This window comes from Sanguibacter keddieii DSM 10542, from assembly GCF_000024925.1.
In the GTDB taxonomy this organism is placed as follows: Bacteria; Actinomycetota; Actinomycetes; order Actinomycetales; family Cellulomonadaceae; genus Sanguibacter; species Sanguibacter keddieii.
This window is the reverse complement of record NC_013521.1, coordinates 864,281-885,905: the sequence shown is the minus strand read 5'-3', so window position 1 is coordinate 885,905 and position 21,625 is coordinate 864,281. Positions and strand designations below refer to the sequence as shown.

The window sequence follows — 21,625 nt, the reverse complement described above, 5'->3', positions numbered from 1 at the left end:
AGTCACGAATGACCCGGGCTACGTGCTTCTAGCGTACGACGCACCGCTGACAACGCGAGGCCAGCGCAGGACGTGGACGAGGAGACCTGGACCGCGCAGTCACCGCAGCCGAGCGAACCCGCGCCCGTGCTGCTCCGCGAGCGCGACGGCCACCCCGTCCTGCGCGACGACGAACCGCCCGCCGACGTCTGTCCCGGGCGGGAGCGTCTCGGCGACCTGGGGCAGCACCCCGACCCCCTCGTTGCTCAGCCACACCGCGCCCAGCTCGCGCACCCGGGTGGCGAACCTCTCGCGCACCGCGAGGTCGACGTAGGTCAGCACGGCGGAGTGCTGCACCACGAGCGTCGCGCCGGCAGGGGCCTGGGCGACGAGGCCTGGCAGCGCGTCGAGCAGGTCTCCGGCGACGAGCAGCGGCGGCTCGGCGGCGACCACCGAGACGGCTGCGGCGAGGCGTGCTCGGCGGTCGTCGTGCTCGGGCCAGACGAGCGCGTCGAGCCACGCGGCGTCGTCGGGGTCGGTGATGTCGAGCGGGTGGAGGTCGATGCCCGCCCGCCACACGACGTCGGGCAGGCGTCGCGGGACGCGTGCGAGGTCGTCGACGCGGCACGTGAGCTCGACGGCGCTCGGGCCGTCCACAGGGTCGACCCGCACCTCGTCCGCACCGTCGACGTAGCGGTAGGAGTAGCGGTCCGGGTAGAGGCAGAGCCCTGCGGAGGCCCCGACCTCGAGGAGCGCGACCGGTCCGTCGACGCCCGCCAGGACGGGCAGGAGGGTCGCGCAGCGGCCGGCCTCGTTGGTCTGGGTGGTGCGGGTCAGCGCCTCGCTCGCCACGAGGTCCCAGTGCGCCACGAACCAGTCGCGGACCTGCGACCACGCCTCGACAGGCACCCCGAGCAGCCGGGCACACCCGAAGACGAGGTTCGGCTGGCGACGCGACCGCGGCAGGGTGTCCACGAGCCCGAGCACCTCGGCGTCCTCGCTGAGCCCGACGGCCCAGTCCTCGTACACCGGGGACGTCCCGCGCGCGGAGACCTCTCCGAAGGTCCGGTAGACCTCGGCCGTCCCCATCAGCGCCCGTCGCCCGGGACGGGGATCGGTGCAGGTCCCGGTCGCGGCGTCCGCTCGGGGATGGGCGGGGCGGGCAGCTCCGCCTCCGGCGGCAGCGGCTGCGGGTCGGCGGGCACCGGGTCGAGCGGGGCTGGCTCGGTGGTCGGGCTGGGTGCAGGGGCCTGCGCGGCCAGCCACTCCTCGTGGGAGTCGGCCGCGAGCCCCGCCGCGTGCTGGAGGTTGGCGGTCGACGCACGGGCGCGGGTGGCGGCGCCCACGACGGCGTCGCGGCGGGTGCGGTCGACCTCGGCGTCGCGGGTAGTCCTCGCCGTGGTCAGCGCGCCGACGAGCGCGTCGCGCGTCGACTCGTCCACGACCTCCCCCTCGGTGACCGCGAGGACGTCTTCGGCGGTGGTGACCGCGGTCGTGAGGGTGGCGAGCGCCGTGTCGAGGTCGGCGAGCGCCTCCTCGAGACCGTCGTCCGCGGTGTCGTCTGTCGCGTCGTCGGTCGGCTCCGCGGTGGTGGTCGTGGCGGTCGCGCTGGGCTCGACGTCCGGATCGGTGCCGCGCTGCCCGGAGAGCAGCACCACCATGACGACGGCCCCCACCACGAGCAGCACCGAGAGGAGGGCGACGATGACCTGCGTCTGACGGCGTCGCGCGTCCGCGGTGTGCTCACCGTCGTCGGGCAGGTGGTCGATCGGATCGCGCTCCTGCGACATCGCCTGCCTTCCGTCGGTGGCACCGGGTGAAGGCCGAACCTACCGTGCGAGGGCTCGGTGAGGCCAGAGTCCCGGTCCTGCTCACCGCACCGGGGTCTCGCCGGCTCCCTGGGTCACCGCGTCGTCGAGCGCTGCCCGGACGTGCGCCAGCCCCGCCTCCGGGTACCGCCCCCCGAGGTCCTCGAGCATGTACCGGCACGCCCACGCGGTGGCTTCCGGCGGCAGGGCGTCGAGCCCCGCTGCCTCGGTCCACCCTCCGAGGAAGGCGTCCCAGACCGGGTGCCCGAGGAGCGGTACGAGGTGCGGGTCGAGGGTGAGCACGCTGGCCGTCCGTGCCAGGTCGAAGGTCGCAGGACCTGCGGCGGCGTTCGTCCAGTCGACGACGGCCGTCACCTGGTCGTCGTCGTCGAGCAGGATGTTGAGCGGGTGCAGGTCGAGGTGCAAGAGCATGCGCTCCGCGGCCGGGCCGGCGTCGCGCACTGTCGGGAAGCCTGCGGGTGCGGGCACCTGCCCGAGGGCCACCTGCACCCGGCCGCACGCGACGCCGCGGCGTCGGGCCCGCTCGGGCGACATCCCCTCGAGGGCGCCGGCGTCCGTCCCGGCAGCGCGACGGAGCAGCACGACCGCACCGTCGCCCGCCGGGTCGTCGTACCGGTCGAGCGTCGCGGGGACCGGCACCACGTGCCCGGCGGCCTTCGACGCGACCTGCTCGTGATCGAGCACCCCGGGGTACCCGACGCGCAGGACCACGTCGTCGACCGCGAGCACCTGGCCGGTGGCTCCCCCGAGCCTCTCGAGGCGTGCCGGGTCGACCCCGAAGGCTGCCGCCGCGGCACGCACCAGCCGTACGACTTGCTGCTCGTCCATCGACTTCCCCTCGTCTCGTCAGCCCCGCACGGTGCTGCTACTCCGTCGGCAGCTCGGGAGCGATCTCGCGCAGCGCCTCGAAGGTCGGGACGAGTGCGTCGTAGAGCCCGGCGAACACCGGGCGCAGCCGTGCGTACACCGCCGCCGACGCGGGGTCGGGCTCGACGGTCTCGACGACGGTGGAGGACGCCCCGGCCTGCTCGATGGAGTCCACCAGCCCGAGGGCCGCCATGCCGAGGATCGCGGCGCCGAAGCTCGAGCCCTCCTGGCCCTCGGTGAGGTCGATCGGGGAGTCGAGGGTGTCGGCGAGCACCTGGCGCCACAGCGGGCTGCGGACCACTCCCCCGGTCGCCCGGATCGTGGTGATCTCGAGCCCCGCGTCGCGCATGGAGTCGAGGACGAGGGACAGCTGCTGGCAGACGCCCTCGATGGTGGCGCGGACCATGTGCTCGCGGCTGTGCGTGCGGTTGAGCCCGACGTACACGCCCTGTGGGAGCGAGGACCACCGCGGGGCGCGCTCGCTGAGCAGGTAGGGCAGCATGAGCAGCCCGCCGGAGCCCACGGGAGCCGTCGCGGCGAGGGCCAGCAGTGCTTCCTCGCCGTCCTCGCCGAGGTCGGGCGCCAGGGCGTCGAGGGCCCAGCGCATGACGATGCCGCCGTTGTTGATCGCACCGCCCACCACCCACAGGCCCGGGGCGAGGGCGTAGCAGAACACCCTCCCCGACGGGTCGACCACGGGCTTGTCGACGACGACGCGCAGCGCACCGGAGGTGCCGAGGGAGCAGGCGACCATCCCGGGGCGCACCGCACCGACACCGAGGTTGGCGAGCGGGCCGTCGCCGGCGCCGACCACCAGAGCGGTGCCTGCGGTCAGGCCCATCCCGTGGGCCTCGTCGTCCAGCAGGGGGAGCACGTGGGTGGTCGGGACCACCGTGGGCAGCTGCGCGGCGGTGATGCCGGCCAGTGTCAGAGCCTCGTCGTCCCAGCGCTCCTGGTGGATGTCGAGCAGCCCGGAGCAGGACGCGATCGACAGGTCCATGACCAGCTCGCCGCTCAGGCGCAGCAGGACGTACTCCTTGATCCCGCACCAGCGGTCGACGGCGGCGTGCGTCGCGGGCTCCTCCTCGCGGAACCACACGAGGCGCACGAGCGGCGACATGGGGTGGACGGGGGTCCCCGTCCGGCGGTGCAGCTCGAGCCCCTCAGGGGTCGCGCGCAGGCGCTCGGCCTGCGCGTCGGCCCGGGTGTCGGCCCAGGTGGTCGACGGGGTGATCGGCTGCTGCTCGGCGTCGAGCCCGATGAGCGAGTGCATGGCCGAGCTAAAGGCCAGGCCGACGACCTCGCGGCCGTCGGTCTCGCGCAGCTCGGCGACGACGTCGCGCACCGTCTGGCGGACGGCCTCGAGGATCACCTCGGGGTCCTGCTCGGCGTAGCCGGGGTGCGGGCTGTCGAGAGGGTAGGTGACGGTCGCGTGGGCGAGCGCCAGCCCGGTGGCGTCGTAGGCGACGGCCTTGGTCCCCGTGGTGCCGATGTCGACACCGACGACCACCTGGTCGTGAGACGTGGCCGGCTGGGCGGGGTCCTGGCTGCTGGTCGGCGTCATGTCGTCGCGGCTCACACGACCGAGAATACTGCGGCAGCGAGCGCGAAGGCGATGACGGACTGGATCGACTGCTGCACCGTCCACGTCTTGAGGGTGGTCTTGACGTCCATCCCCATGAGGCGTCCGACGAGCCAGAAACCGGAGTCGTTGACGTGGCTGGCGAAGGTCGAGCCCGCGGCCGTGGCGATGGTGATCGCCGCGATCTGCATCCCGCTGAAGTCCCCCGCGACGACCGCCGGTGCCATGAGCCCGGCGGTGGTCACCAGGGCGACGGTCGCCGAGCCCTGGGCGACGCGCAGCACCACGGCGACGAGGTACGCGGCCACGATGACGGGCAGGCCGATCGAGGCCAGCGAGTCGGAGAGCGCGTCGCCGATCCCGGAGGCACGCAGCACGGCACCGAACATGCCACCGGCACCGGTGATGAGGATGACCGAGCAGACGGGGCCGAGGGACGAGTCGAGGACCCGCTCGACGGCCGAGCCGCTCTCGCCACGGCGGGTGCCGAGCACGAAGGTCGCGACGAGCACCGAGATGAGCAGGGCGACCGGGGCGGAACCGATGATCACGAGGACCTGGACCCAGGTGGCCTCGGCGTCGACCGCACCGACGGAGGCGAGGGAGCTCAGGCCGGTGTTCATGAAGATGAGGACGAGCGGCAGCAGGAGCACGGCGATGACGGTGCTCGGCTTCGGCGGGACGGTGACGTCGTCGCCGTCCGTGACGTCGGCTCCGAAGAAGTCGGGCACGGGCAGGTTGTACTTCCTGCCGACGTAGCCACCCCACAGGTAACCGGAGACGTACCAGACGGGAGCCACGAGGAGGAGCCCGAGGAGCAGGACGAGCCCGAGGTTCGCGCCGTAGAGCTCGCTCGCGCTGACCGGTCCGGGGTGCGGCGGGACGAACACGTGCATCACGGAGAAGGCCGCGGCGGCAGGGATGCCGTACGCGAGGACGTTGCCGCCGAGGCGGCGGGCGACCGCGAAGATCACCGGGAGCATGACGATGAGCCCGGCGTCGAAGAACATCGGGAAGCCCATCGCGAGCGACGCGAGGCCCAGCGCCAGCACGGCGCGCTTCTCGCCGAACACCCGGACGAGGCCGTCGGCGAGCGACTTGGCCCCGCCGCTGTGCTCGACGAGCTTGCCGAGCATCGCCCCGAGGCCGATGAGCAGGGCGACGTTCGCGAGGGTCTTGCCGAAGCCGTCCTCGGTGAGCACCGTGAGGAGGTCCTCGAGCGGGAGGCCCGTCGCGAACGCTGTGAGGAGCGACACCACCACGAGGGTGAGGAAGGCGTGGACCTTGAACCGGATGATGAGGACCAGCACCACGAGGATGGCCGCAGCGGCGATGAGCAGGAGCGGGGTGGTCCCCAGGGGTTGTGTCCAGTCGTCCATCGAGCGGTCTCCGTTGATCGTGACGGGTGCCCTGAGGGCGCGGAACGACGACCCTCGCACAGCACCGAGGGGCCAGCAACCCGGTGGACGCCCTGACCAGGGGCACGCACCACCGTCGGAGAGCCCGGCGCCGGACCGCGCGCTGGTGGCTCAGAGCGGCTGGCTCAGAGCGCGACGCCCACCAGCACCGGCTCGGGGACGAGCTCGATGCCGAAGGCCGCGTCGACCCCCGCGCGCACCTCGCGTGCCAGGCGGACCACGTCGTCCGCGGTCGCGTGACCGCGGTTGGTCAGCGCCAGCGTGTGCTTGGTCGAGACCGTCGCCGCGCTGTCGGGACCGTTGACCCCGAAGCCCTTGCCGAAGCCGGCCTGCTCGATGAGCCACGCGGCCGAGACCTTGACCACGCTCGGGTCGACGGTGCCCAGCGCGGGCCCCGTCGTGGTCGTCGGGGTGGCGGTGCGGACCGGGAAGACCGGGATGCCCTCGGGGAGGTCGGCGACGAGGTCGGCCGGGATGATCGGGTTGGTGAAGAAGGACCCGGCGCTCCAGCGGTCGTGGTCGGGGGCGCCGTCCCCGGAGTCGAGGAGCATGCCCTTGCTGCCGCGCAGCGCCAGGACGGCCTCGCGCACCTCGGAGGTGTCGGCGCGCGCGCCCTCGTCGACGCCGAGGCGGCGTGCGAGCTCGGGGTAGACGACCGGGGCGGAGAGCGAGCCCAGGCGCAGCTGGAAGCTCACGTCGAGCACCACGTACCGCGGGCTCGGGTACCAGGGGGCGCGGGGGTCGACGTCGCCCGGCTCACCGCCGCGCGAGTGCGGCATCTGGGTCGAGCGCTTGAGCATCGACGTGCGGTACCCGAAGTCGAGGTCGACCAGCGAGAGGGTGCGCACGCGGCTCTGCCCCCGGTCCCAGACGCGGACGTTGGCGACCGACCCCGAGAGCTCCTGGCCGTAGGCCCCGATGTTCTGGACCGGGGCCGCGCCGACCGTGCCGGGGATCCCGGAGAGCGACTCGATGCCCACCCACTCGCGCTCGACGGCCTCGGCGACCAGGGCGTCCATGCTGTGCCCGGCGGGCGCCGTGAGGTTCGCGCCGCCGCAGGAGTCCGCGCTCTCGACCCGCAGGCCGGAGCGCTGGTCCTGGATGACCACACCCGCGAAGCCCTCGTCGGCGACGAGCAGGTTGGAGCCCCCGCCGAGGATCAGCACGGGCTCACCGGCGTCGTCGGCCGCGCGGACCGCGTCGATGAGCTCGGCCTCGGTGCTGGTGCGCACCAGGGTGTCCATGTCCCCGCCGACGCGCAGCGTCGTGAGGTCGGCGAAGGTGGGCTCGGCGAGCGTTCTCAGGTCCTCGGTCACCGGCCCAGTCTAGGACTCGGCGACGCGCCACGGCTGGCCGTGGCTGTGAGGATCTGGCGCAGGACGGGCGTGCACGTGACCCGGGCCGTGCGTCAGCCCCGGGCGCGCTCCTGCTCCTGCTCGAGGGCGAGCTCGTGCGCGTGCTCGGCCTCTTCGGCCTCCTCGACGAACACCTCGACGGTGAGCGCGTCCGAGACCATGTTCTCGGCGAGCGCCATCTCCATGCCGAGGGTCGCGCTCTCCGTACGTCGCTCGTCGTCGGTGGTCGCGTCGCCCGAGCCGGTGGCGGCGCCTGTGTGGTCCTCCGGGACCAGGCGCTCGACGTGCTTGGACAGCAGGACCGACAGCACCACGAACACGACGATGCCAGTGAGCGCCTGGCGCGCACCGATGGACTCGGCGGCGAAGCCGACGATGGGCGGAGCGACGAGGGAGGACATCGAGGCGAAGGCGGAGACGACCGAGACGCGGGCGGCGGCCTTCATCGGGTCGTCGGAGGCCGCGGCGATGCCGACGGGCACGGCGAGCGCCGCACCGAAGCCCCAGAGGACGACACCCACGGCGGAGACGGTGAGCGTCGGGCCGAAGCCGAAGAGCAGCAGGCCGACCATCGACACGATGCCGGAGCACCGCAGCACGAGCACGCGGCCGTAGCGGTCGATGAGGCGGGTGCCGAAGATGCGGACGACGGTCATCGCCGTGACGAAGGCACCGAAGATCAGGGCGCCGGTGCTCTCGGAGGCCGAGAACCCGTCGACCACGCTGATGGCCAGCCAGTTGTTGGCCGACCCCTCGGACAGCGAGGCGGCGAGGATGACGACGCCGATGAACAGGGTGCGCGGCTCGCGCCAGGCGCTCAGCGCGGAGCCGAGGCTCGCGCGGCGGGCCCGCACGACGGCACGCGTGCCGGTGGTGCCGGGCGCGGCCTGGATCACGCCTGCGCGGATCTCGGCCTTCTGCACACGGCGGACGCGGGCCGACGACGCGCGCTCCCACCGGACGGCGCCGTCGAGGTTGGTGTCGTGGACGATGTGCCGCACGGAGAGCAGGCGCCAGACGAGCGTGAGCGTGGTCATCACGAGGAACTGGACGACGACGGGGACGTCGAGGCTCGAGCAGGCCGCGCCGATGAGGGAGCCGAGGACGGCACCGATCGAGAACGCCGCGTGGAACTGCGGGACGATCGCGCGCCCCATGCGGCGCTCCACGCCTGCGGTCTCGACGTTCTGCACCACGTTGAGCAGCGCGATGCTCATGCCGTTGAGGAAGATGCCGACGACGAGGATCCACGTGTGGCCCATCGCTGGGCCGATGCCCTCGAGGGCGAGGGCGAGGAAGCTCGACGACGCGGCGAACACGTAGACCGGTGTGCCGCCGAAGCGCAGGACGATCGAGCCGGCGAAGGTCACCATCACCAGCGAGCCGACGGCTCCGGCGAGCATGACGCCGCCGAGGTCGGTGGTGCTGAGGCCGAGCATCTCCCGGATGGTCGGCAGGCGTGCCAACCAGCTCGAGGTGTTGACCCCGAGGATGAGGAAGAGCCCGAGGAGGGCGAGGCGCGCGTTGTGCAGGGCGCGGTCGGGTGAGGTCGTGGCCTTGATGGTGCTGTTCCTTCGCAGTCGAATCGATTCGAAAGCCTGCCACGACGCTGATCGAATCGTTCCGAGGCTTGCTGATAATTGTCAGGTACGCTGGCGGCGTCCGTCAATCAGATGTGCCCAGGGGAAACGAGGATCACATGTCGGCTCACCGCCCGACGCTCGCGAGCGTCGCCGAGGTGGCCGGTGTCTCGATCTCGACGGCCTCCCTCGCCTTCGCCTCCTCCGGGCCGATCGCCGAGAAGACCCGCGCGAAGGTGCTCGCCGCCGCCGAGGAGCTCGGCTACCGCGGCCCCAACCCCCTCGGGCGCCAGCTGCGCTCCGGGCGCTCCGGGATCGTGGGCGTGGTCATCGGCGACAAGCTCCGCAGGTCCTTCCGCGACCCGGTCTCCGTGCAGGTGCTCGACGGCCTCGCGAGCACCCTGGGTTCCATGGGGCTCGGGGTGCTGCTCATCCCCGGTGCGAGCGACGAGGACGGGCTGCAGACGGTCGACCCGCTCATCGAGACCGCCGCGATGGACGTCGCGATCCTCATCTGGGGCGTGCACGCGAACGACACGAGCGTCGAGGCGCTCCAGCGTCGCGGTGTCCCCGTGGTCGTCGGCGAGGGCCGTCCGATCGAGGGAGCCCCGCTCGTCGGCATCGACGACCGCGGTGGCTCGGCAGAACTCGCCCGCTACCTCACAGGACTCGGGCACGAGCGCATCGCGCTCATCACCCTCCCCTTCTCTGCCGACCGTCGCGCAGGACAGGCGGTCGACCTCGACGACATCGAGTGGACGCCCACCCGCAACCGGCTGGCCGGCCTGCGCGACGCGGGCGTCGAGCCCGTGGTCGTGTGGGAGACCGAGGCGTCGCTCGTCGAGCACGGGCACGCCGCGGCCATGGAGCTCCTCTCCCCCGACCGCTGGCCCGACCCGGCGCTGCGCCCGACGGCGATCGTCGCCCAGTCCGACCTGCTCGCCGCCGGCGCGATGATCGGTGCGCGCGAGCTCGGCCTGCGCGTCCCCGAGGACGTGTCGATCGCCGGCTTCGACGGCCTCGACCTGCCCTGGCTCGGGTCCGACGTCCTCACCACGGTCACCCAGCCGCTCGCCGCCAAGGGCGCAGCGCTCGGTCACGCCGTCGAGGGCATCCTCGCGGGCGAGGACCCGGTGACGACGATCCTCGAGGTCGAGCTCACCGTCGGCACGACGACAGGCCCCCCGGCGCAGCCCTGAGCCACCCGCTGCTGCCCCCGTGCTCCCGGGCCGCCGAGGTCGCAACCCCTGCACCGAGGTCGCACGGCGAACGCCGAGGTCGCCTGGACACGCCAGATCGAGTGCCGAGACCGGGTCTCGCGGCGTGTCCGTGCGACCTCGAGGGCAGAGGTGCGACCTCGACGGTGAGGGTGCACCGGGTGCTGGCTGGGTCAGCAGGACCTCGGTACGCCGTGGCTCAGAGGGCGACGACGGCCTGGGACTTGCCGAGGACGCGGGCGCCCTCGAAGGTGACCGTGAGGTCGACGCGGACGGTGCGGGCCTCGAGGTCGATGGCACCGACGGCGGCGGACACCTCGACGACGGCCTCGCCCGGGTTGGGCACGGCGACGGGCCGGGTGAAGCGCGTCTGGTAGTCGACGACGCGGCCGGGGTCGCCCGCCCAGTCCTCGACGAGGGCGACGGCTGCTCCCATGGTGAACATGCCGTGCGCGATGACACCGGGGAGACCGACGCCCTGGGCGAAGGTGTCGTTCCAGTGGATCGGGTTGAAGTCGCCGCTGGCGCCGGCGTAGCGCACCAGGCGTGCCCGGTCGACGACGACGGTGCGGGTGCCGACGACGGAGCCGACGGTGAGCGTCGTGATGTCGGGCAGGGGGCTGAGCGTGGTCACAGACCCTCACCTCGGACGGCGAGCGTCGAGGTGACGCTCGAGACGAGCTCGGCACCCTCGGTGCTGGGCTGCGCGGGGCTGGCGGCGTCCGCGTCGGCGGGGAGCGCGTAGATGTCGCAGCGTGTGGTCACCATGGCGAGGCCGGCGCGCTCGGTGATGGACACGACGTGCAGGACGGTGACGAGCTCGTCACCCGCGACGATCGGCCGGTGGTGCACGAACCTCTCGTCGGCGTGGACCACGCGGGAGAAGTCGACGCCCGCCTCGGGGTCCTCGATGTACTGCGCCTCGGCGCGCTGTGCCACGAGGACCGCGAAGGTCGGCGGTGCGGTGATGTCCGGATACCCCAAACCCCGCGCTGTGACCACATCGTGGTGCGCGGGGTGGGACGAACCTACTGCTGCAGCGAACTCACGGATCTTCTCTCGGCCAACCGAGTACGGGGCATTGGCCGGATACTCGCGCCCGACGTAGTCGAGGTTGACCGAGGAGGACGTCATCGCTGTGCTCTGACCGAGAGGGTCAGCGGGTCTCGCGGTGCGCGTTGTGCTTGCCGCAGCGCGGGCAGAACTTCGCGAGCTCGAGACGGTCGGGGTTGTTCCGACGGTTCTTCTTCGTGATGTAGTTCCGCTCCTTGCACTCGACACAAGCGAGCGTGATCTTGGGGCGAACGTCTGAACTCTTGCTAGCCACGGTCGTGCCACCTCTCGCGCCGCCGGGGGCGCTACGAACTTCGGATGACGCACACCGCCGGCCGGCGCGCGCGTGTTGCCAGTGCTGGTAGCGGGGGCGGGGCTCGAACCCGCGACCTCACGATTATGAGCCGTGCGCTCTGACCAACTGAGCTACCCCGCCGCATCGATGTCAACGCCTGACGCGGGACTCATAGTCCCACGCTCGGCGATGTCACACCAACAGAGCCCCCGATGGGAATCGGACCCATGACCTCAGTCTTACCAAGACTGCGCTCTACCACTGAGCTACGGGGGCAGCGCGGAAAACGATACATGCTCAGGGGCTGGTAGTCGAAATCGGCTCCATGTGGTTCCGATCACGGCCCTGACTCTCCGCGAACGACAACGATACAGCAGGCTGGAGGTGCTTCTGCACCACCCGCCCGGAGGAGCCTCGAGGGCGCCCAGATCGGCCTGTCAGGCCGATCCTGGGCCCTCATCGCCCCTGGAGAACACTGAAGGCGCCACCCGGATCGGGTGGCGCCTTCTGCTGTGGCAACTGAGGGATTCGAACCCACGTAGTCTGTGACGGCTGATTTACAGTCAGCTCCCTTTGGCCGCTCGGGCAAGTTGCCTAGCTGGCTACCCACCGCGTCGGACAGCACCCGGACGAGCCGGAGCGCCGCTACCTACGCTGCAGGAGCACCCCAACAATACAAGAGGGTCCGCCTGAGGGGAAATCCGCTGGTCCACGGCCTGCGGAGAGCCTCTGAGGCCCCCGTCTCGGGCCTCTGCGCACCGCCGGGCCGCGGCGGCGTACCGTGACGACGTGACGTCCTCCCCCACCTCGGCCCCGACCACCAGCGCCACAGGCTCTACCCGCTGGGGCCTGACGCTCGGCATCGCGAGCTATGCCATGTGGGGGACGCTCCCCCTGTACTTCCCGCTGCTGCAGCCCGCAGGCGCGCTCGAGATCATCGCGCACCGCATCGTGTGGAGCCTGCTGTTCTGCCTCGTCCTGCTCCTCGCGACGCGGCAGATGCGCGGCTACGTCGAGGTGCTGCGCTCCGGGCGCATGCTCGCCGTCCTCGCGGCGGCCGCGGTGCTCGTCGCCGCCAACTGGACCATCTACGTGTTCGCGGTGACCTCCGACCACGTGGTCGACGCGGCCCTCGGGTACTTCATCAACCCCCTCGTGACCGTCCTGCTGGCCGTCCTGGTGCTCAAGGAGCGGCTGCGCCCGGCGCAGTGGGTGGCCCTCGGCTTCGGGGCCGCCGCCGTCGTGGTCATCACCGTGGGGCTGGGCACCGTGCCGTGGGTCGCGCTCGGTGTCGCCTTCTCCTTCGGGTTCTACGGGCTCCTCAAGAACCGTGCCGGGCGCACCGTCCCCGCGATCCCCGGCCTGGCCGTCGAGACGACGGTCCTCGCGCCCGTCGCCGCCCTGTACCTCGTGTGGCTCGCCACGCAGGGCACGAGCACCTTCCTGCAGCACGGCAGCGGGCACGCGCTGCTGCTCGTGTCGTCGGGCGTCGTCACCGCGCTCCCCCTGCTGTGCTTCGGTGCCGCAGCACGGCTGCTGCCGCTGAGCGTCGTCGGGATGCTGCAGTACATCGCGCCGATCATGCAGCTCGCGCTCGGGGTGCTCGTGTTCCACGAGGCGATGCCGCTGGTCCGCTGGGTCGGGTTCTCCCTCGTGTGGTGCGCGCTCGTGGTCCTGACGGTCGACGCGCTGCGGGCCATGCGCGTGTCACGGCTGGCCCGCGCCGCGGCCTGAGGGCCGACCGCAGACGTCGTGCGCAGACGCTGTCCACACCCCTCCACGGGGTGCGCGCGCATCAGATACCGTTGCGTGAACCCCTACCCCGTCTCACGAGGAGTCTCACCGTGGCCGATTCATCGATGGACATCGTCAGCAAGGTCGACCGCCAGGAGGCCGACAACGCCCTCAACCAGGCGGCCAAGGAGGTCGCGCAGCGCTACGACTTCAAGAACATCGGCGCCTCGATCGCCTGGAGCGGCGACACCATCGTGATGATCGCGAACTCCGAGGAGCGCGTCCTCGCGATCCTCGACGTCTTCCAGACCAAGCTCATCAAGCGCGGCATCTCCCTCAAGCACCTCGACACCGGCGAGAACGAGCCGAAGCTCTCCGGCAAGGAGTACCGCCTCGAGGGCACCCTCAAGGAGGGCCTCGCCGGCGAGAACGCCAAGAAGGTCACCAAGCTCATCCGCGACGAGGGCCCCAAGGGCGTCAAGACGCAGATCACGGGCGACGAGGTCCGTGCCACGAGCAAGTCGCGCGACGACCTCCAGGAGGTCCAGGCCCTCCTCAAGGGCGCCGACCTCGACTTCGCCGTGCAGTTCACCAACTACCGCTGACCGTGCCCCGACCGCGCGTCGTCGCGACCGACCTCGACGGGACCCTGCTGGCCGACGACGGCTCGCTCTCCGAGCGCTCCCGGGCGGCTCTGCGGGCCGTCGAGGACTCCGGGGTGCACGTGCTGTTCGTGACGGCGCGCCCGCCGCGCTGGCTCACCGGGCTGGCTGACGCGATCGGCGGGCACGGCCACGTCATCTGCCTGGGCGGTGCCGGTGTCTTCGAGGTGGCCACCTCCCTCGTCAGCGAGGTGCACGCCTTCGGCGAGACGGCGCTGCGCGAGGTCGTGGCCGACCTGCGACGTGAGGTCCCCGGCATCGCCTTCGGGCTGGAGCGCCCTGACGGCCCGGCCTTCGACCCGCGCTTCTACTCCGACGAGGACCACGTGGTCGCCGAGGCGCCCCGCGTGCCCGTCGAGGACCTGCTCGACCACCCGGTCGGCAAGCTCATCGCGCGGCACCGCGAGATGCCCGACGAGGCGTTCTTCGCCCGGGTGGCCGAGACCGTCGGCGACCGCGCGACCCTCGCGTTCTCCGGCGCCGCAGGCCTCGCCGAGATGACAGCCCCCGGGGTGACCAAGGCCTCGGCCCTCGAGCGGTGGTGCACCGAGCGAGGCATCGACGCCGCCGAGGTGTGGGCCTTCGGCGACATGCCGAACGACCTGCCGATGATGCGGTGGGCTGGCCGGTCCGTCGCGGTCGCCAACGCGCACCCCGACGTGCTGCGCGCAGCGACCGCCACGACGGCGTCCAACGACGACGACGGCGTCGCCCAGGCCCTCGAAGGACTGCTCGCCCGCTGACCTCAGAACGTGAAGCGTCGCACCTCGCCGCGCAGCGCCGACGCCATGGCGGCGAGGTCGTTGACCGCCACCTGCGTCTGGGCCGCAGCCTCGGTGGTGAGCGTCGCCGCACCCGAGACCCCGCCGATGTTGTCGGCGATCTCCCCGCTGCCGGTCGCCGCGACCTGCACGGACCGGCTCATCTCGGCCGTCGTGGCCGTCTGCTCCTCGACCGCCGAGGCGATCGAGAGCTGGAACTCGTTGATCTCCGAGATGATCGACGAGATCTCGCTGATCGCGTCGACCGCGCCGGTGGTGTCCGACTGGATGGACTCGACCCGGCGGGAGATGTCCTGCGTGGCTCGCGCGGTCTCCTGCGAGAGCTCCTTGACCTCGTTGGCGACGACGGCGAAGCCCTTGCCCGCCTCGCCGGCCCGGGCGGCCTCGATGGTCGCGTTGAGCGCGAGCAGGTTGGTCTGCTCCGCGATGCTCGTGATGACCTTGACGACCGCGCCGATCTCCCGCGACGAGATCCCCAGACGGGACACCCGCTCGGTGGTCTGCTCGGCCGAGGACACCGCCTGCGCGGCGACGCGCGCCGCGTCGTTGGCGGACTGGGAGATCTCGCGGATCGCCGCGCCCATCTCCCCCGCACCGTCGGCCACCCGGCCGACGTTCTGCGACACCTCGTCGGCGGCTGCAGCCACGACGCCCGACTGCGCGGAGGTCTCCTCGGCCGACGACGCGATCTGCGCGGCGGTCGCCGAGAGCTCCTCGGAGGCCGCGGCGACACCGTCAGCAGCACTGACCACGGACGACATCACGGAGCGCACGTCGAGGATCGCCGCGTCGAGCGACTGGGCCATGCGCCCGATCTCGTCGCCCGAGGTGACGCCGGTGGTCGCGAGCAGGTCGCCCTGCGCGAGCCGGTCGGTCGCCGACTGCACGCGGCGGACGTCGCGCAGGATCGTCCGGGTGACGACGAAGGCGAGCAGCCCCGAGCCGACGAGGCCGACAGCCAGCGTGAGGATCACCGCGAGGATCGCCTGGCGGGCGTTCGCGGCACCGTCGGCGGCCCGCTGCTCGCCCTCGGCGGCCTGCGCCGCGGTCTCGGCGGTGAAGGGCTCGACGAAGGCGGTGATCATCGGGCGGATGGTCTCCTGGAAGTTCGTCGCGAAGCCGGCGTCGTCGCCCGAGTCGGCGAGCGAGAACAGCGTGCCCTCGGAGGCCGCGTAGAAGGCGTCCAGCTTGGTGCGGAAGTCCGCCATGCCCGCGGGGTCGATCTCGAACGGCGCGTAGTCGTCGATGAGGGCCTGGATCTCCAGGCGACGCTCGGTGAGCTCGGTGCGCAGCACCTCGCGGGTCTCGTCGTCCGCCATGCCGTACTGCGTGATGCGGGCACGGTCCCCCTGGAACGCACGCTGGATCTCGCCGAGCACCACCATCGGTGCGACGTTCTCGGTGTAGAGCTGCGCCTGGCCGTCGCGCAGCGAGCCGATCCGCTGGACGGCGAGGAGGCCGGTCACGAGCGCGGCGACGGCCATGAGACCGATCGCGGCGCCGATCTTCAGGCCCAGCGGACGGTTGGACAGGGAGTACCACGGACGACGTGGGGTGGACGACATGGGGAGTGCTCCTCGGTGAACAGGTTCCGCCCTGGTGGGCATGCAGGACCTATCGACCGCGCGAGGCGCTGCGTGACGTGTTACCCGCGGGAACTTCGCCCGCCCAGCGGGTGACATCTGCGCCCCGGGCCACACCCCCGGCCGACCACCGGGGCACGTCGCCCCGGCGAGCCGCCGTCCCGCATCCTGCTAGTACCGCGTGATCGGGCCGTCCTGCGTGCCACGTCCCCCGGCGGGACCGCCGGCCATGCGCTCGAGGCGCTGGATGCGGTCGGGCATGGGCGGGTGGGTCGCGAAGAGCTTCTTGACGCCACCACCGCGGAACGGGTTGGCGATCATCATGTGCGCGACGTCCACGAGGCGCTGGTCCTGCGGCAGCGGGGCGCGCTGCGTACCGGACTCGAGCTTGCGCAGCGCCGAGGCGAGCGCGAGCGGGTCCCCGGTGAGCTTCGCGCCGTCCTCGTCCGCGTCGTACTCGCGCGTCCGGGAGATCGCGAGCTGCACCACGGTCGCGGCCAGCGGGGCGAGGAACGCCATGGCCAGCATCGCGATCGGGTTGCCGCCGCGGTCCCGGCTGCCGCCGAAGAACATGAGGAACTGGGCGATGCCGGTGATCACGCCGGCGAAGGCCGACGCCACCGACGACGTGAGGATGTCGCGGTTGTACACGTGCATGAGCTCGTGCCCCAGCACCCCGCGCAGCTCGCGCTCGTCGAGCAGCGTGAGGATGCCCTCGGTGCAGCACACCGCGGCGTTCTGCGGGTTGCGGCCCGTCGCGAAGGCGTTCGGGGCCGCCGTCGGCGACACGTACAGCCGCGGCATCGGCTGGCGCGCAGCCGTCGAGAGCTCACGGACGATCCGGTACATGGCCGGCTGCTCGATCTCGCTGACCGGCCGGGCGTGCATCGCGCGGATCGCGAGCTTGTCGGAGTTCCAGTACCCGTAGGCGGTGGTCGCGACACCGATCCCGCAGAACAGCACGAGCATGGGCCCGCTGCCCTGCCCGATGAGCGCCCACAGCCCGAGCAGCACCGCCCACAGGAGTCCGAACAGCACCGCTGTCTTCAGGCCGTTGTAGTGCCTGTGGCCCATCGTGCCCACCTCTGTCTCTCTTCTGCGACGTCCACCTGGCACAACGCACGAGCCCCCGTGGGCGTTCCCGTCTCCAGGAAGCTCACAGGGGCTCGTCAGCAGGTGCGCAGCAGCAGCTCCTCCGGCGGCGTGCTCAGCGACCGAGGGTGATGTCCAGCATCTCGTCGCGGGCGATCACCTTGATGCGCTCTCGGCCGGCAGCCTCACCGAGGGCACGCTCGTGGGCGTCGAGGAGCTCCCACCCGGACCACTGCACGACCTCGACGCCGCGGTCGGCGAGGAACGCCGTGATCGCGTCGGGCGAGGGCTGCGTGGCCGACGCGAAGCCGTCCTTCTCGCTGTCCTCGACGAGGTGGCGGACGGTCTCGGAGGCGTCCGACTTGGTGTGGCCGATGAGCCCCACCGGTCCGCGCTTGATCCACCCGGTGCAGTACACGCCCTCGAGGTGCTCGCCGTCGAGGTCGAGGACCCGACCCTCGGCGTTGGGCACGACGCCCTTGACGTCGTCGAAGGGCAGCTCGGCGAGGGGCGACCCGAAGTACCCGACGGCACGGTAGACGGCCTGGACGGGCCAGTCGTGCGTCTCGCCCGTGCGGCTCACGGTGCCGTCGCCGTTGAGGCGGGTGCGCTCGGTGCGCAGCAGGTCGACCTTGCCGTCGCCGTCGGCGTCCACGATCTCCGCGGGCGCGTGCAGGAAGTGCAGGTGCAGGCGGCGCGACGCGGAGAAGGTCGACGGGTCGTTGAGCGTCCAGTCGGTGAGCGTCTTGACGATCTGCTTGGTCTGGTTGGACGAGCCGATCGCGGCGACCGAGCCCTCGTCGAACTCGAAGTCCTCCGGGTACACGATGACGTCGACGTCGGGGACGTGGCCGAGCTCACGGAGCTCGAGCGGCGAGAACTTCGCCTGCGCCGGGCCGCGACGGGCGAAGACGTGCACGTCGGTGACGGGCGACGCCTTGAGGCCGGCGTAGACGTTCTCGGGGATCTCGGTGACGAGCAGGTCGTCGGCGTGCTTGGCCAGCACGCGTGCCACGTCGAGGGCCACGTTGCCGGCACCGATGACCGCGACCTGCTGGGCGTCGAGCGGCCAGGTGGTCGGCACGCTGGGGTGACCGTCGTACCAGGAGACGAAGTCGGCAGCGCCGTAGGACCCCTCGAGCTCGACGCCCGGGACGTCGAGGGCTGCGTCGGTGATCGCGCCCGTCGAGAAGATCACCGCGTCGTAGAACTCGCGGAGCTCGTCGAGCTTGATGTCCATGCCGTAGTCGACGTTCGAGAGCAGGCGGATGTCGCCGCGCTCGAGCACCCGGTGCAGGGCGGTGATGATCTGCTTGATGCGCGGGTGGTCGGGCGCGACGCCGTACCGCACGAGTCCGAAGGGCGCGGGGAGGCGCTCGAACAGGTCGATGGAGACGTCGAGCTCCGTCTTGGAGAGGATGTCGGCGGCGTAGATGCCGGCCGGTCCCGCTCCGACGATCGCGACGCGCAGCTGACGGTCAGTGCTCACGGAGATGCATGCCTTCCGATAGGGATCTGCGAGCGCGGCTCGGCAGAGAGGTCGTCCTGGCTACTGAGTCTAGGCTTACCTGCCCGCGAGGTGCGTGCCACGACCGCCGGGCGGTCGTCAGCCCGCGAGCCTCAGGGTGTCCTGGATCTCGCGGATCTGCCCGAAGAACGCCTCCGTCTGCGGGCCCGAGCACGTCCCGGTGATCTGCACGACGTCGAAGACCGGCCCGGCCTCGACCACGCACATGCGCAGGGCCTGGACCATCGTCCCGCCCTTGCCGTCGGAGAAGTACCCCTCGACCCGCATGCCCGGGGACCCGAGCATCTCGATCGAGTCCTCGCGCAGGGTCTGCGTGAACCGCGGCAGCGCCTTGAGGCTCTTGTTCACCGCGGAGCGGGAGTCGGCGACGGTGTGGCCGACCCCGAAGCGCTGCACGGTGACGAGCACGTTGGGGCGGAACTGCCCGGAGGGCACCTCGGCGGCGAGGGCGAGCGGCAGGCCCACGCCGGCGAGCGCGACCCAGCCGTCGGGCTGGTCGATCTCGAGCGCCGGGTACGCGGGGAAGGCGTCGGACGGGAAGGAGAGCGTGCCGGGCATCAGTCGTCGGAGTCCACGTCGAGCAGGGGCAGGTCGGCCGAGGTGACCAGGCGCGAGGTCACCGCGTACTCGACGAGACGGGACCGCCGGTTCGTGGCGAGCTGCTTGGGTCCGCCGCGCAGCCCCTTGACACCCATCCGGTCGAGCTTGTCGCACACGTTGTCGAGCTTGCGGTTGAAGCGCGTCGTCGCCCAGCCGAGGCGCTTGGCGGCCTCGGCGGTCGACGGGATCTCGCTGAAGCCGGCACCGTCACGCTTGAGCATCGGCTCGCACAGCGCGACGATGAGCTGCTTCTGGCTCGTGGTGAAGGAGATCACGCCGATGGTGGTCTCGCCGATGAGGGGGTCGTCGGTGAGGACCTCCTGGTACGGCGACCCCTCGAGGTGCGCGAGCAGCTCGTAGGTGGTGGGCCCCGCGGTGAAGACGATCGTGGTGGTCTTGAAGACGATGGGCAGCCGGTTGCCGGGAGAGAGCCACGACTGCACGCCGCCGCTCGCGTCGCAGATGGTCGCGGAGATGAGCGAGCCGACGTTCGACAGCCACCAGATGCCGTCGACGTGCGTGATCCGCAGGAACCTGCGGTGGAGGTACGGGTTGTCGTCGACGGAGAGGTCGGCCTCGCGCCCGATGTCGAAGGGCTCGTCGAGGGACGGCTTGAACCACTCGCCGCAGTAGTCGATCGCCAGCTCGGTCATCGCTCAGTCCACACTCTCTCTCGTGCCCCCTGGGGGCGTCGTGCTCGGTGCCGGGCTCGGTGCCCTGCGCCGCGTGTGCTCGCCCGCTCGACTCTAGCGGGAAGCGCTGTCAGTCGAGGCACGCCCGCGCCGGGGAGCCGGACAGCCGGCCGTCCCGCACGATCGCGACCTCGAGGCAGGGGTTGGTGACCCCGAAGGCGTTGACGGTCGCGCTCAACGACCGGGTCTGCCGGTACGACTCGCTCGACGCGGCGTCGAGCGTCGTGGTCGACCGGTAGGCGTAGAGGTCGGAGGCGCCGGGCTCGGGGTTCTCCCACGCGAAGACCACTTGGTTCGACCCCTCGCTCCCGCTCACCGTGAGGTCGACGGGGGCAGGCACGGTCGACGCGGCGAGCAGGTCGGGGCGGTTGGCACGCTCGACGGCGACGACGCCCACGGCGGCGAGGGCCACCACGGCCACGGCGGAGGTGATGGCCGTGGGCGAGCGCCAGCGCGACCGGCGACGACCGGCACGGTCGCCGGGGTGGGGTCGCGGCGCCCCGGGGAGACCCTGCGTGCCGGGTGATCCTGGAGCCGTCGGTGCGGCCACGGTCCCGAGGGCTCCCCCGGGGTACGAGGTCCCGTACTCCGGCGAGGCGCCTCCCTGGGCTGCGTCGGCCGCCGGCAGCGGCACGTACGGCGCCCCGCCCACCCTGCCGTAGCTGCTGCTGGTGAAGGAGTCGCTGCGGTGGCCCGACACCGAGTCGACGACGATCCCGTAGGGTCCGGCCGCGCTGTCGGCGTCGGAGCCGCGGGACCACGACTGCTCGGCGTGCCCCACACCGTAGCCCGGGTGGAACCGGTCGCTCGCCAGCCGGATGCGGGTGCCGCCCTCGCCGGTCTCGTCCTGCCCGTCGGTCGGCCCGCCGTCCCCGCCGAGGTGCGAGACCGTGGTGCTCGTCGAGTCGTCGATGATGTCGATCGTGGTCGCGGTGAGGTTCAGCCCGGACTGGACGCGCTGCAGCGCCCGTCCGAGGTCGAGCATCGACGGGTACCGCATGTCGGGCGACTTGGCCATGGCCGCACCGAGCACCTGCTCGAGCTCGGCCGGCACGTCGCCGCGCCCGATCGGGGGCAGCGGCGCCTGGGTGATGCGCTCGACGAGCGCGCGCTGCGTGTTGTTGCCGCCGGTCACCTCGAAGGGCGACCGCCCGGCCAGGAGCGTGTAGACGGTCGCCCCGAGCGACCACACGTCGCTGCGCACCCCCGACCGCGGGTCGGCGGTGAGGTTCTCGGGCGGCGACCACGGCACGGACATGCCGTCGGCGCCGGCCTCGCTCTGCTCGATGGTCGCCGAGATCCCGAAGTCGGTGAGGGCAGGGTGACCGTAGTCGGTGACCAGGATGTTGGCGGGCTTGATGTCTCGGTGCACGATCCCGTTGCGGTGCGCGGTCTCGACCGCCCCGGCGATCTGGATGCCGACCCTCAGGGTCTCGGCGACCCCGAGCGGCTCGCGCTTGTACCGGGCCGACATGGTCGACCGCGAGCAGTACTCCATGGCCAGGTAGAGCCGGCCGTCGTCCGTGACGTCCGTGTCGAAGATCGTGACGATCGAGGGGTGGCTCGACAGGATGGCCATGAGGTCGGCCTCGGCCGTGAACGCGGCCCGCGTCGCCTCGTCGGCGCGCTGCGGGAGGAGCACCTTGATGGCGACCTTCCGGCGCGGGCGCAGCTCCTGGTAGAGGAACACGTCGGCGAAGCCGCCCGAGCCGATGACCCGCAGGTACTCGTAGCCGGCGATGTCGGGCGGCGCGGACGGAGGCCTGCGCGACCTCAT

Annotated in this window: 20 protein-coding genes and 3 tRNA genes; 4 read left to right on the top strand and 19 right to left on the bottom strand. The window is 71.8% G+C overall.

The genetic code is table 11. The annotated features are described in order from the left end of the window. Positions 1-99: 99 nt before the first annotated feature. The 7 genes from SKED_RS03790 to SKED_RS03760 all read right to left on the bottom strand — a co-directional run bounded on the left by SKED_RS03790 (position 100) and on the right by SKED_RS03760 (position 8,469). Entirely contained in the window at positions 100-1,068 is a 969-nt protein-coding gene (locus SKED_RS03790) for a DUF2332 domain-containing protein (RefSeq protein WP_012865799.1), read from the bottom strand. Beyond that, positions 1,068-1,769: a hypothetical protein gene (locus SKED_RS03785; protein ID WP_012865798.1), complete on the bottom strand. Its 702-nt coding sequence runs from the start codon at positions 1,767-1,769 to the stop codon at positions 1,068-1,070. Before SKED_RS03785 ends, SKED_RS03790 begins: the two co-directional genes overlap by 1 nt. Before the next feature lie 81 nt (positions 1,770-1,850). After that, positions 1,851-2,636 (bottom strand): phosphotransferase family protein, encoded by a 786-nt coding sequence (locus tag SKED_RS18855; RefSeq protein ID WP_012865797.1) that lies wholly within the window; start codon positions 2,634-2,636, stop codon positions 1,851-1,853. Positions 2,637-2,673: 37 nt separating this feature from the next. Continuing rightward, positions 2,674-4,254 carry a gluconokinase gene (locus SKED_RS03775; protein WP_012865796.1) on the bottom strand — a complete coding sequence of 527 codons (1,581 nt, stop codon included), beginning with the start codon at positions 4,252-4,254 and terminating at the stop codon, positions 2,674-2,676. After that, on the bottom strand, positions 4,251-5,636 hold the full coding sequence (locus tag SKED_RS03770) for a GntP family permease (protein WP_012865795.1): 1,386 nt from the start codon (positions 5,634-5,636) through the stop codon (positions 4,251-4,253). The genes SKED_RS03775 and SKED_RS03770 overlap by 4 nt, the downstream gene beginning before the upstream one ends. Positions 5,637-5,800: 164 nt before the next feature. Then, positions 5,801-6,991: a UDP-N-acetylmuramate dehydrogenase gene (locus SKED_RS03765; protein ID WP_012865794.1), complete on the bottom strand. Its 1,191-nt coding sequence runs from the start codon at positions 6,989-6,991 to the stop codon at positions 5,801-5,803. A 92-nt stretch (positions 6,992-7,083) separates the two neighbouring features. Then, positions 7,084-8,469 (bottom strand): MFS transporter, encoded by a 1,386-nt coding sequence (locus SKED_RS03760; protein ID WP_143755643.1) that lies wholly within the window; start codon positions 8,467-8,469, stop codon positions 7,084-7,086. Between the two features lie 260 nt (positions 8,470-8,729). Here SKED_RS03760 and SKED_RS03755 point away from each other — a divergent pair, with 260 nt between their 5' ends. After that, entirely contained in the window at positions 8,730-9,809 is a 1,080-nt protein-coding gene (locus tag SKED_RS03755) for a LacI family DNA-binding transcriptional regulator (protein ID WP_012865792.1), read from the top strand. 217 nt (positions 9,810-10,026) lie between these two features. Here the strand turns inward: SKED_RS03755 and SKED_RS03750 are convergent, their stop codons facing one another. The 6 genes from SKED_RS03750 to SKED_RS03730 form a co-directional block, all read right to left on the bottom strand. Then, a complete protein-coding gene (locus SKED_RS03750) occupies positions 10,027-10,461 on the bottom strand; it encodes a MaoC family dehydratase (RefSeq protein ID WP_012865791.1) in 435 nt (144 codons plus the stop codon). Beyond that, positions 10,458-10,961 carry an FAS1-like dehydratase domain-containing protein gene (locus tag SKED_RS03745; RefSeq protein WP_012865790.1) on the bottom strand — a complete coding sequence of 168 codons (504 nt, stop codon included), beginning with the start codon at positions 10,959-10,961 and terminating at the stop codon, positions 10,458-10,460. Before SKED_RS03745 ends, SKED_RS03750 begins: the two co-directional genes overlap by 4 nt. Before the next feature lie 22 nt (positions 10,962-10,983). Next, a complete protein-coding gene (rpmG, locus tag SKED_RS19420; RefSeq protein ID WP_012865789.1) occupies positions 10,984-11,154 on the bottom strand; it encodes a 50S ribosomal protein L33 in 171 nt (56 codons plus the stop codon). Positions 11,155-11,239: 85 nt separating this feature from the next. After that, positions 11,240-11,316, bottom strand: a tRNA-Met gene (locus SKED_RS03740). Positions 11,317-11,379: 63 nt separating this feature from the next. After that, positions 11,380-11,451 (bottom strand) — tRNA-Thr (locus tag SKED_RS03735). A 237-nt stretch (positions 11,452-11,688) separates the two neighbouring features. Further along, positions 11,689-11,770, bottom strand: a tRNA-Tyr gene (locus tag SKED_RS03730). 194 nt (positions 11,771-11,964) lie between these two features. Here SKED_RS03730 and rarD point away from each other — a divergent pair. From rarD to SKED_RS03715, 3 genes are all read left to right on the top strand, one after another. Beyond that, a complete protein-coding gene (rarD, locus tag SKED_RS03725; protein ID WP_012865788.1) occupies positions 11,965-12,909 on the top strand; it encodes an EamA family transporter RarD in 945 nt (314 codons plus the stop codon). Between the two features lie 110 nt (positions 12,910-13,019). Next, on the top strand, positions 13,020-13,514 hold the full coding sequence (locus SKED_RS03720; RefSeq protein ID WP_081447914.1) for a YajQ family cyclic di-GMP-binding protein: 495 nt from the start codon (positions 13,020-13,022) through the stop codon (positions 13,512-13,514). 2 nt (positions 13,515-13,516) lie between these two features. Then, positions 13,517-14,314, top strand: a complete 798-nt coding sequence (locus SKED_RS03715) for an HAD-IIB family hydrolase (protein ID WP_012865786.1) — start codon at positions 13,517-13,519, stop codon at positions 14,312-14,314. Between the two features lie 2 nt (positions 14,315-14,316). On the opposite strand, the gene SKED_RS03710 is transcribed toward SKED_RS03715, so the two are convergent. The 6 genes from SKED_RS03710 to SKED_RS03685 form a co-directional block, all read right to left on the bottom strand. After that, positions 14,317-15,918 (bottom strand): methyl-accepting chemotaxis protein, encoded by a 1,602-nt coding sequence (locus SKED_RS03710; protein ID WP_012865785.1) that lies wholly within the window; start codon positions 15,916-15,918, stop codon positions 14,317-14,319. A gap of 189 nt (positions 15,919-16,107) precedes the next feature. Then, the gene (gene htpX / locus SKED_RS03705) at positions 16,108-17,010 is read right to left on the bottom strand and encodes a zinc metalloprotease HtpX (protein WP_042437738.1); all 903 of its coding nucleotides are present in this window, start codon (positions 17,008-17,010) and stop codon (positions 16,108-16,110) included. Between the two features lie 133 nt (positions 17,011-17,143). Beyond that, entirely contained in the window at positions 17,144-18,517 is a 1,374-nt protein-coding gene (locus SKED_RS03700) for an FAD-dependent oxidoreductase (RefSeq protein ID WP_012865783.1), read from the bottom strand. 117 nt (positions 18,518-18,634) lie between these two features. Beyond that, positions 18,635-19,114: an LpqN/LpqT family lipoprotein gene (locus tag SKED_RS03695; protein WP_012865782.1), complete on the bottom strand. Its 480-nt coding sequence runs from the start codon at positions 19,112-19,114 to the stop codon at positions 18,635-18,637. Further along, positions 19,114-19,809, bottom strand: a complete 696-nt coding sequence (locus SKED_RS03690) for a hypothetical protein (RefSeq protein ID WP_012865781.1) — start codon at positions 19,807-19,809, stop codon at positions 19,114-19,116. Before SKED_RS03690 ends, SKED_RS03695 begins: the two co-directional genes overlap by 1 nt. Before the next feature lie 109 nt (positions 19,810-19,918). Then, entirely contained in the window at positions 19,919-21,625 is a 1,707-nt protein-coding gene (locus SKED_RS03685; RefSeq protein ID WP_012865780.1) for a serine/threonine-protein kinase, read from the bottom strand.

Bases quoted from the DNA above. Each gene is read 5' to 3' on its own strand.
- SKED_RS03755 (WP_012865792.1), top strand. From the start codon at position 8,730: ATGTCGGCTCACCGCCCGACGCTCGCGAGCGTCGCCGAGGTGGCCGGT.
- SKED_RS03770 (WP_012865795.1), bottom strand. From the start codon at position 5,636: ATGGACGACTGGACACAACCCCTGGGGACCACCCCGCTCCTGCTCATC.
- SKED_RS03685 (WP_012865780.1), bottom strand. From the start codon at position 21,625: ATGAGGTCGCGCAGGCCTCCGTCCGCGCCGCCCGACATCGCCGGCTAC.
- SKED_RS03690 (WP_012865781.1), bottom strand. From the start codon at position 19,809: ATGACCGAGCTGGCGATCGACTACTGCGGCGAGTGGTTCAAGCCGTCC.
- SKED_RS03695 (WP_012865782.1), bottom strand. From the start codon at position 19,114: ATGCCCGGCACGCTCTCCTTCCCGTCCGACGCCTTCCCCGCGTACCCG.
- SKED_RS03760 (WP_143755643.1), bottom strand. From the start codon at position 8,469: ATGCTCGGCCTCAGCACCACCGACCTCGGCGGCGTCATGCTCGCCGGA.
- SKED_RS18855 (WP_012865797.1), bottom strand. From the start codon at position 2,636: ATGGACGAGCAGCAAGTCGTACGGCTGGTGCGTGCCGCGGCGGCAGCC.
- SKED_RS03710 (WP_012865785.1), bottom strand. From the start codon at position 15,918: ATGTCGTCCACCCCACGTCGTCCGTGGTACTCCCTGTCCAACCGTCCG.
- SKED_RS03745 (WP_012865790.1), bottom strand. From the start codon at position 10,961: ATGACGTCCTCCTCGGTCAACCTCGACTACGTCGGGCGCGAGTATCCG.
- htpX (WP_042437738.1), bottom strand. From the start codon at position 17,010: ATGGGCCACAGGCACTACAACGGCCTGAAGACAGCGGTGCTGTTCGGA.
- SKED_RS03785 (WP_012865798.1), bottom strand. From the start codon at position 1,769: ATGTCGCAGGAGCGCGATCCGATCGACCACCTGCCCGACGACGGTGAG.
- SKED_RS03790 (WP_012865799.1), bottom strand. From the start codon at position 1,068: ATGGGGACGGCCGAGGTCTACCGGACCTTCGGAGAGGTCTCCGCGCGC.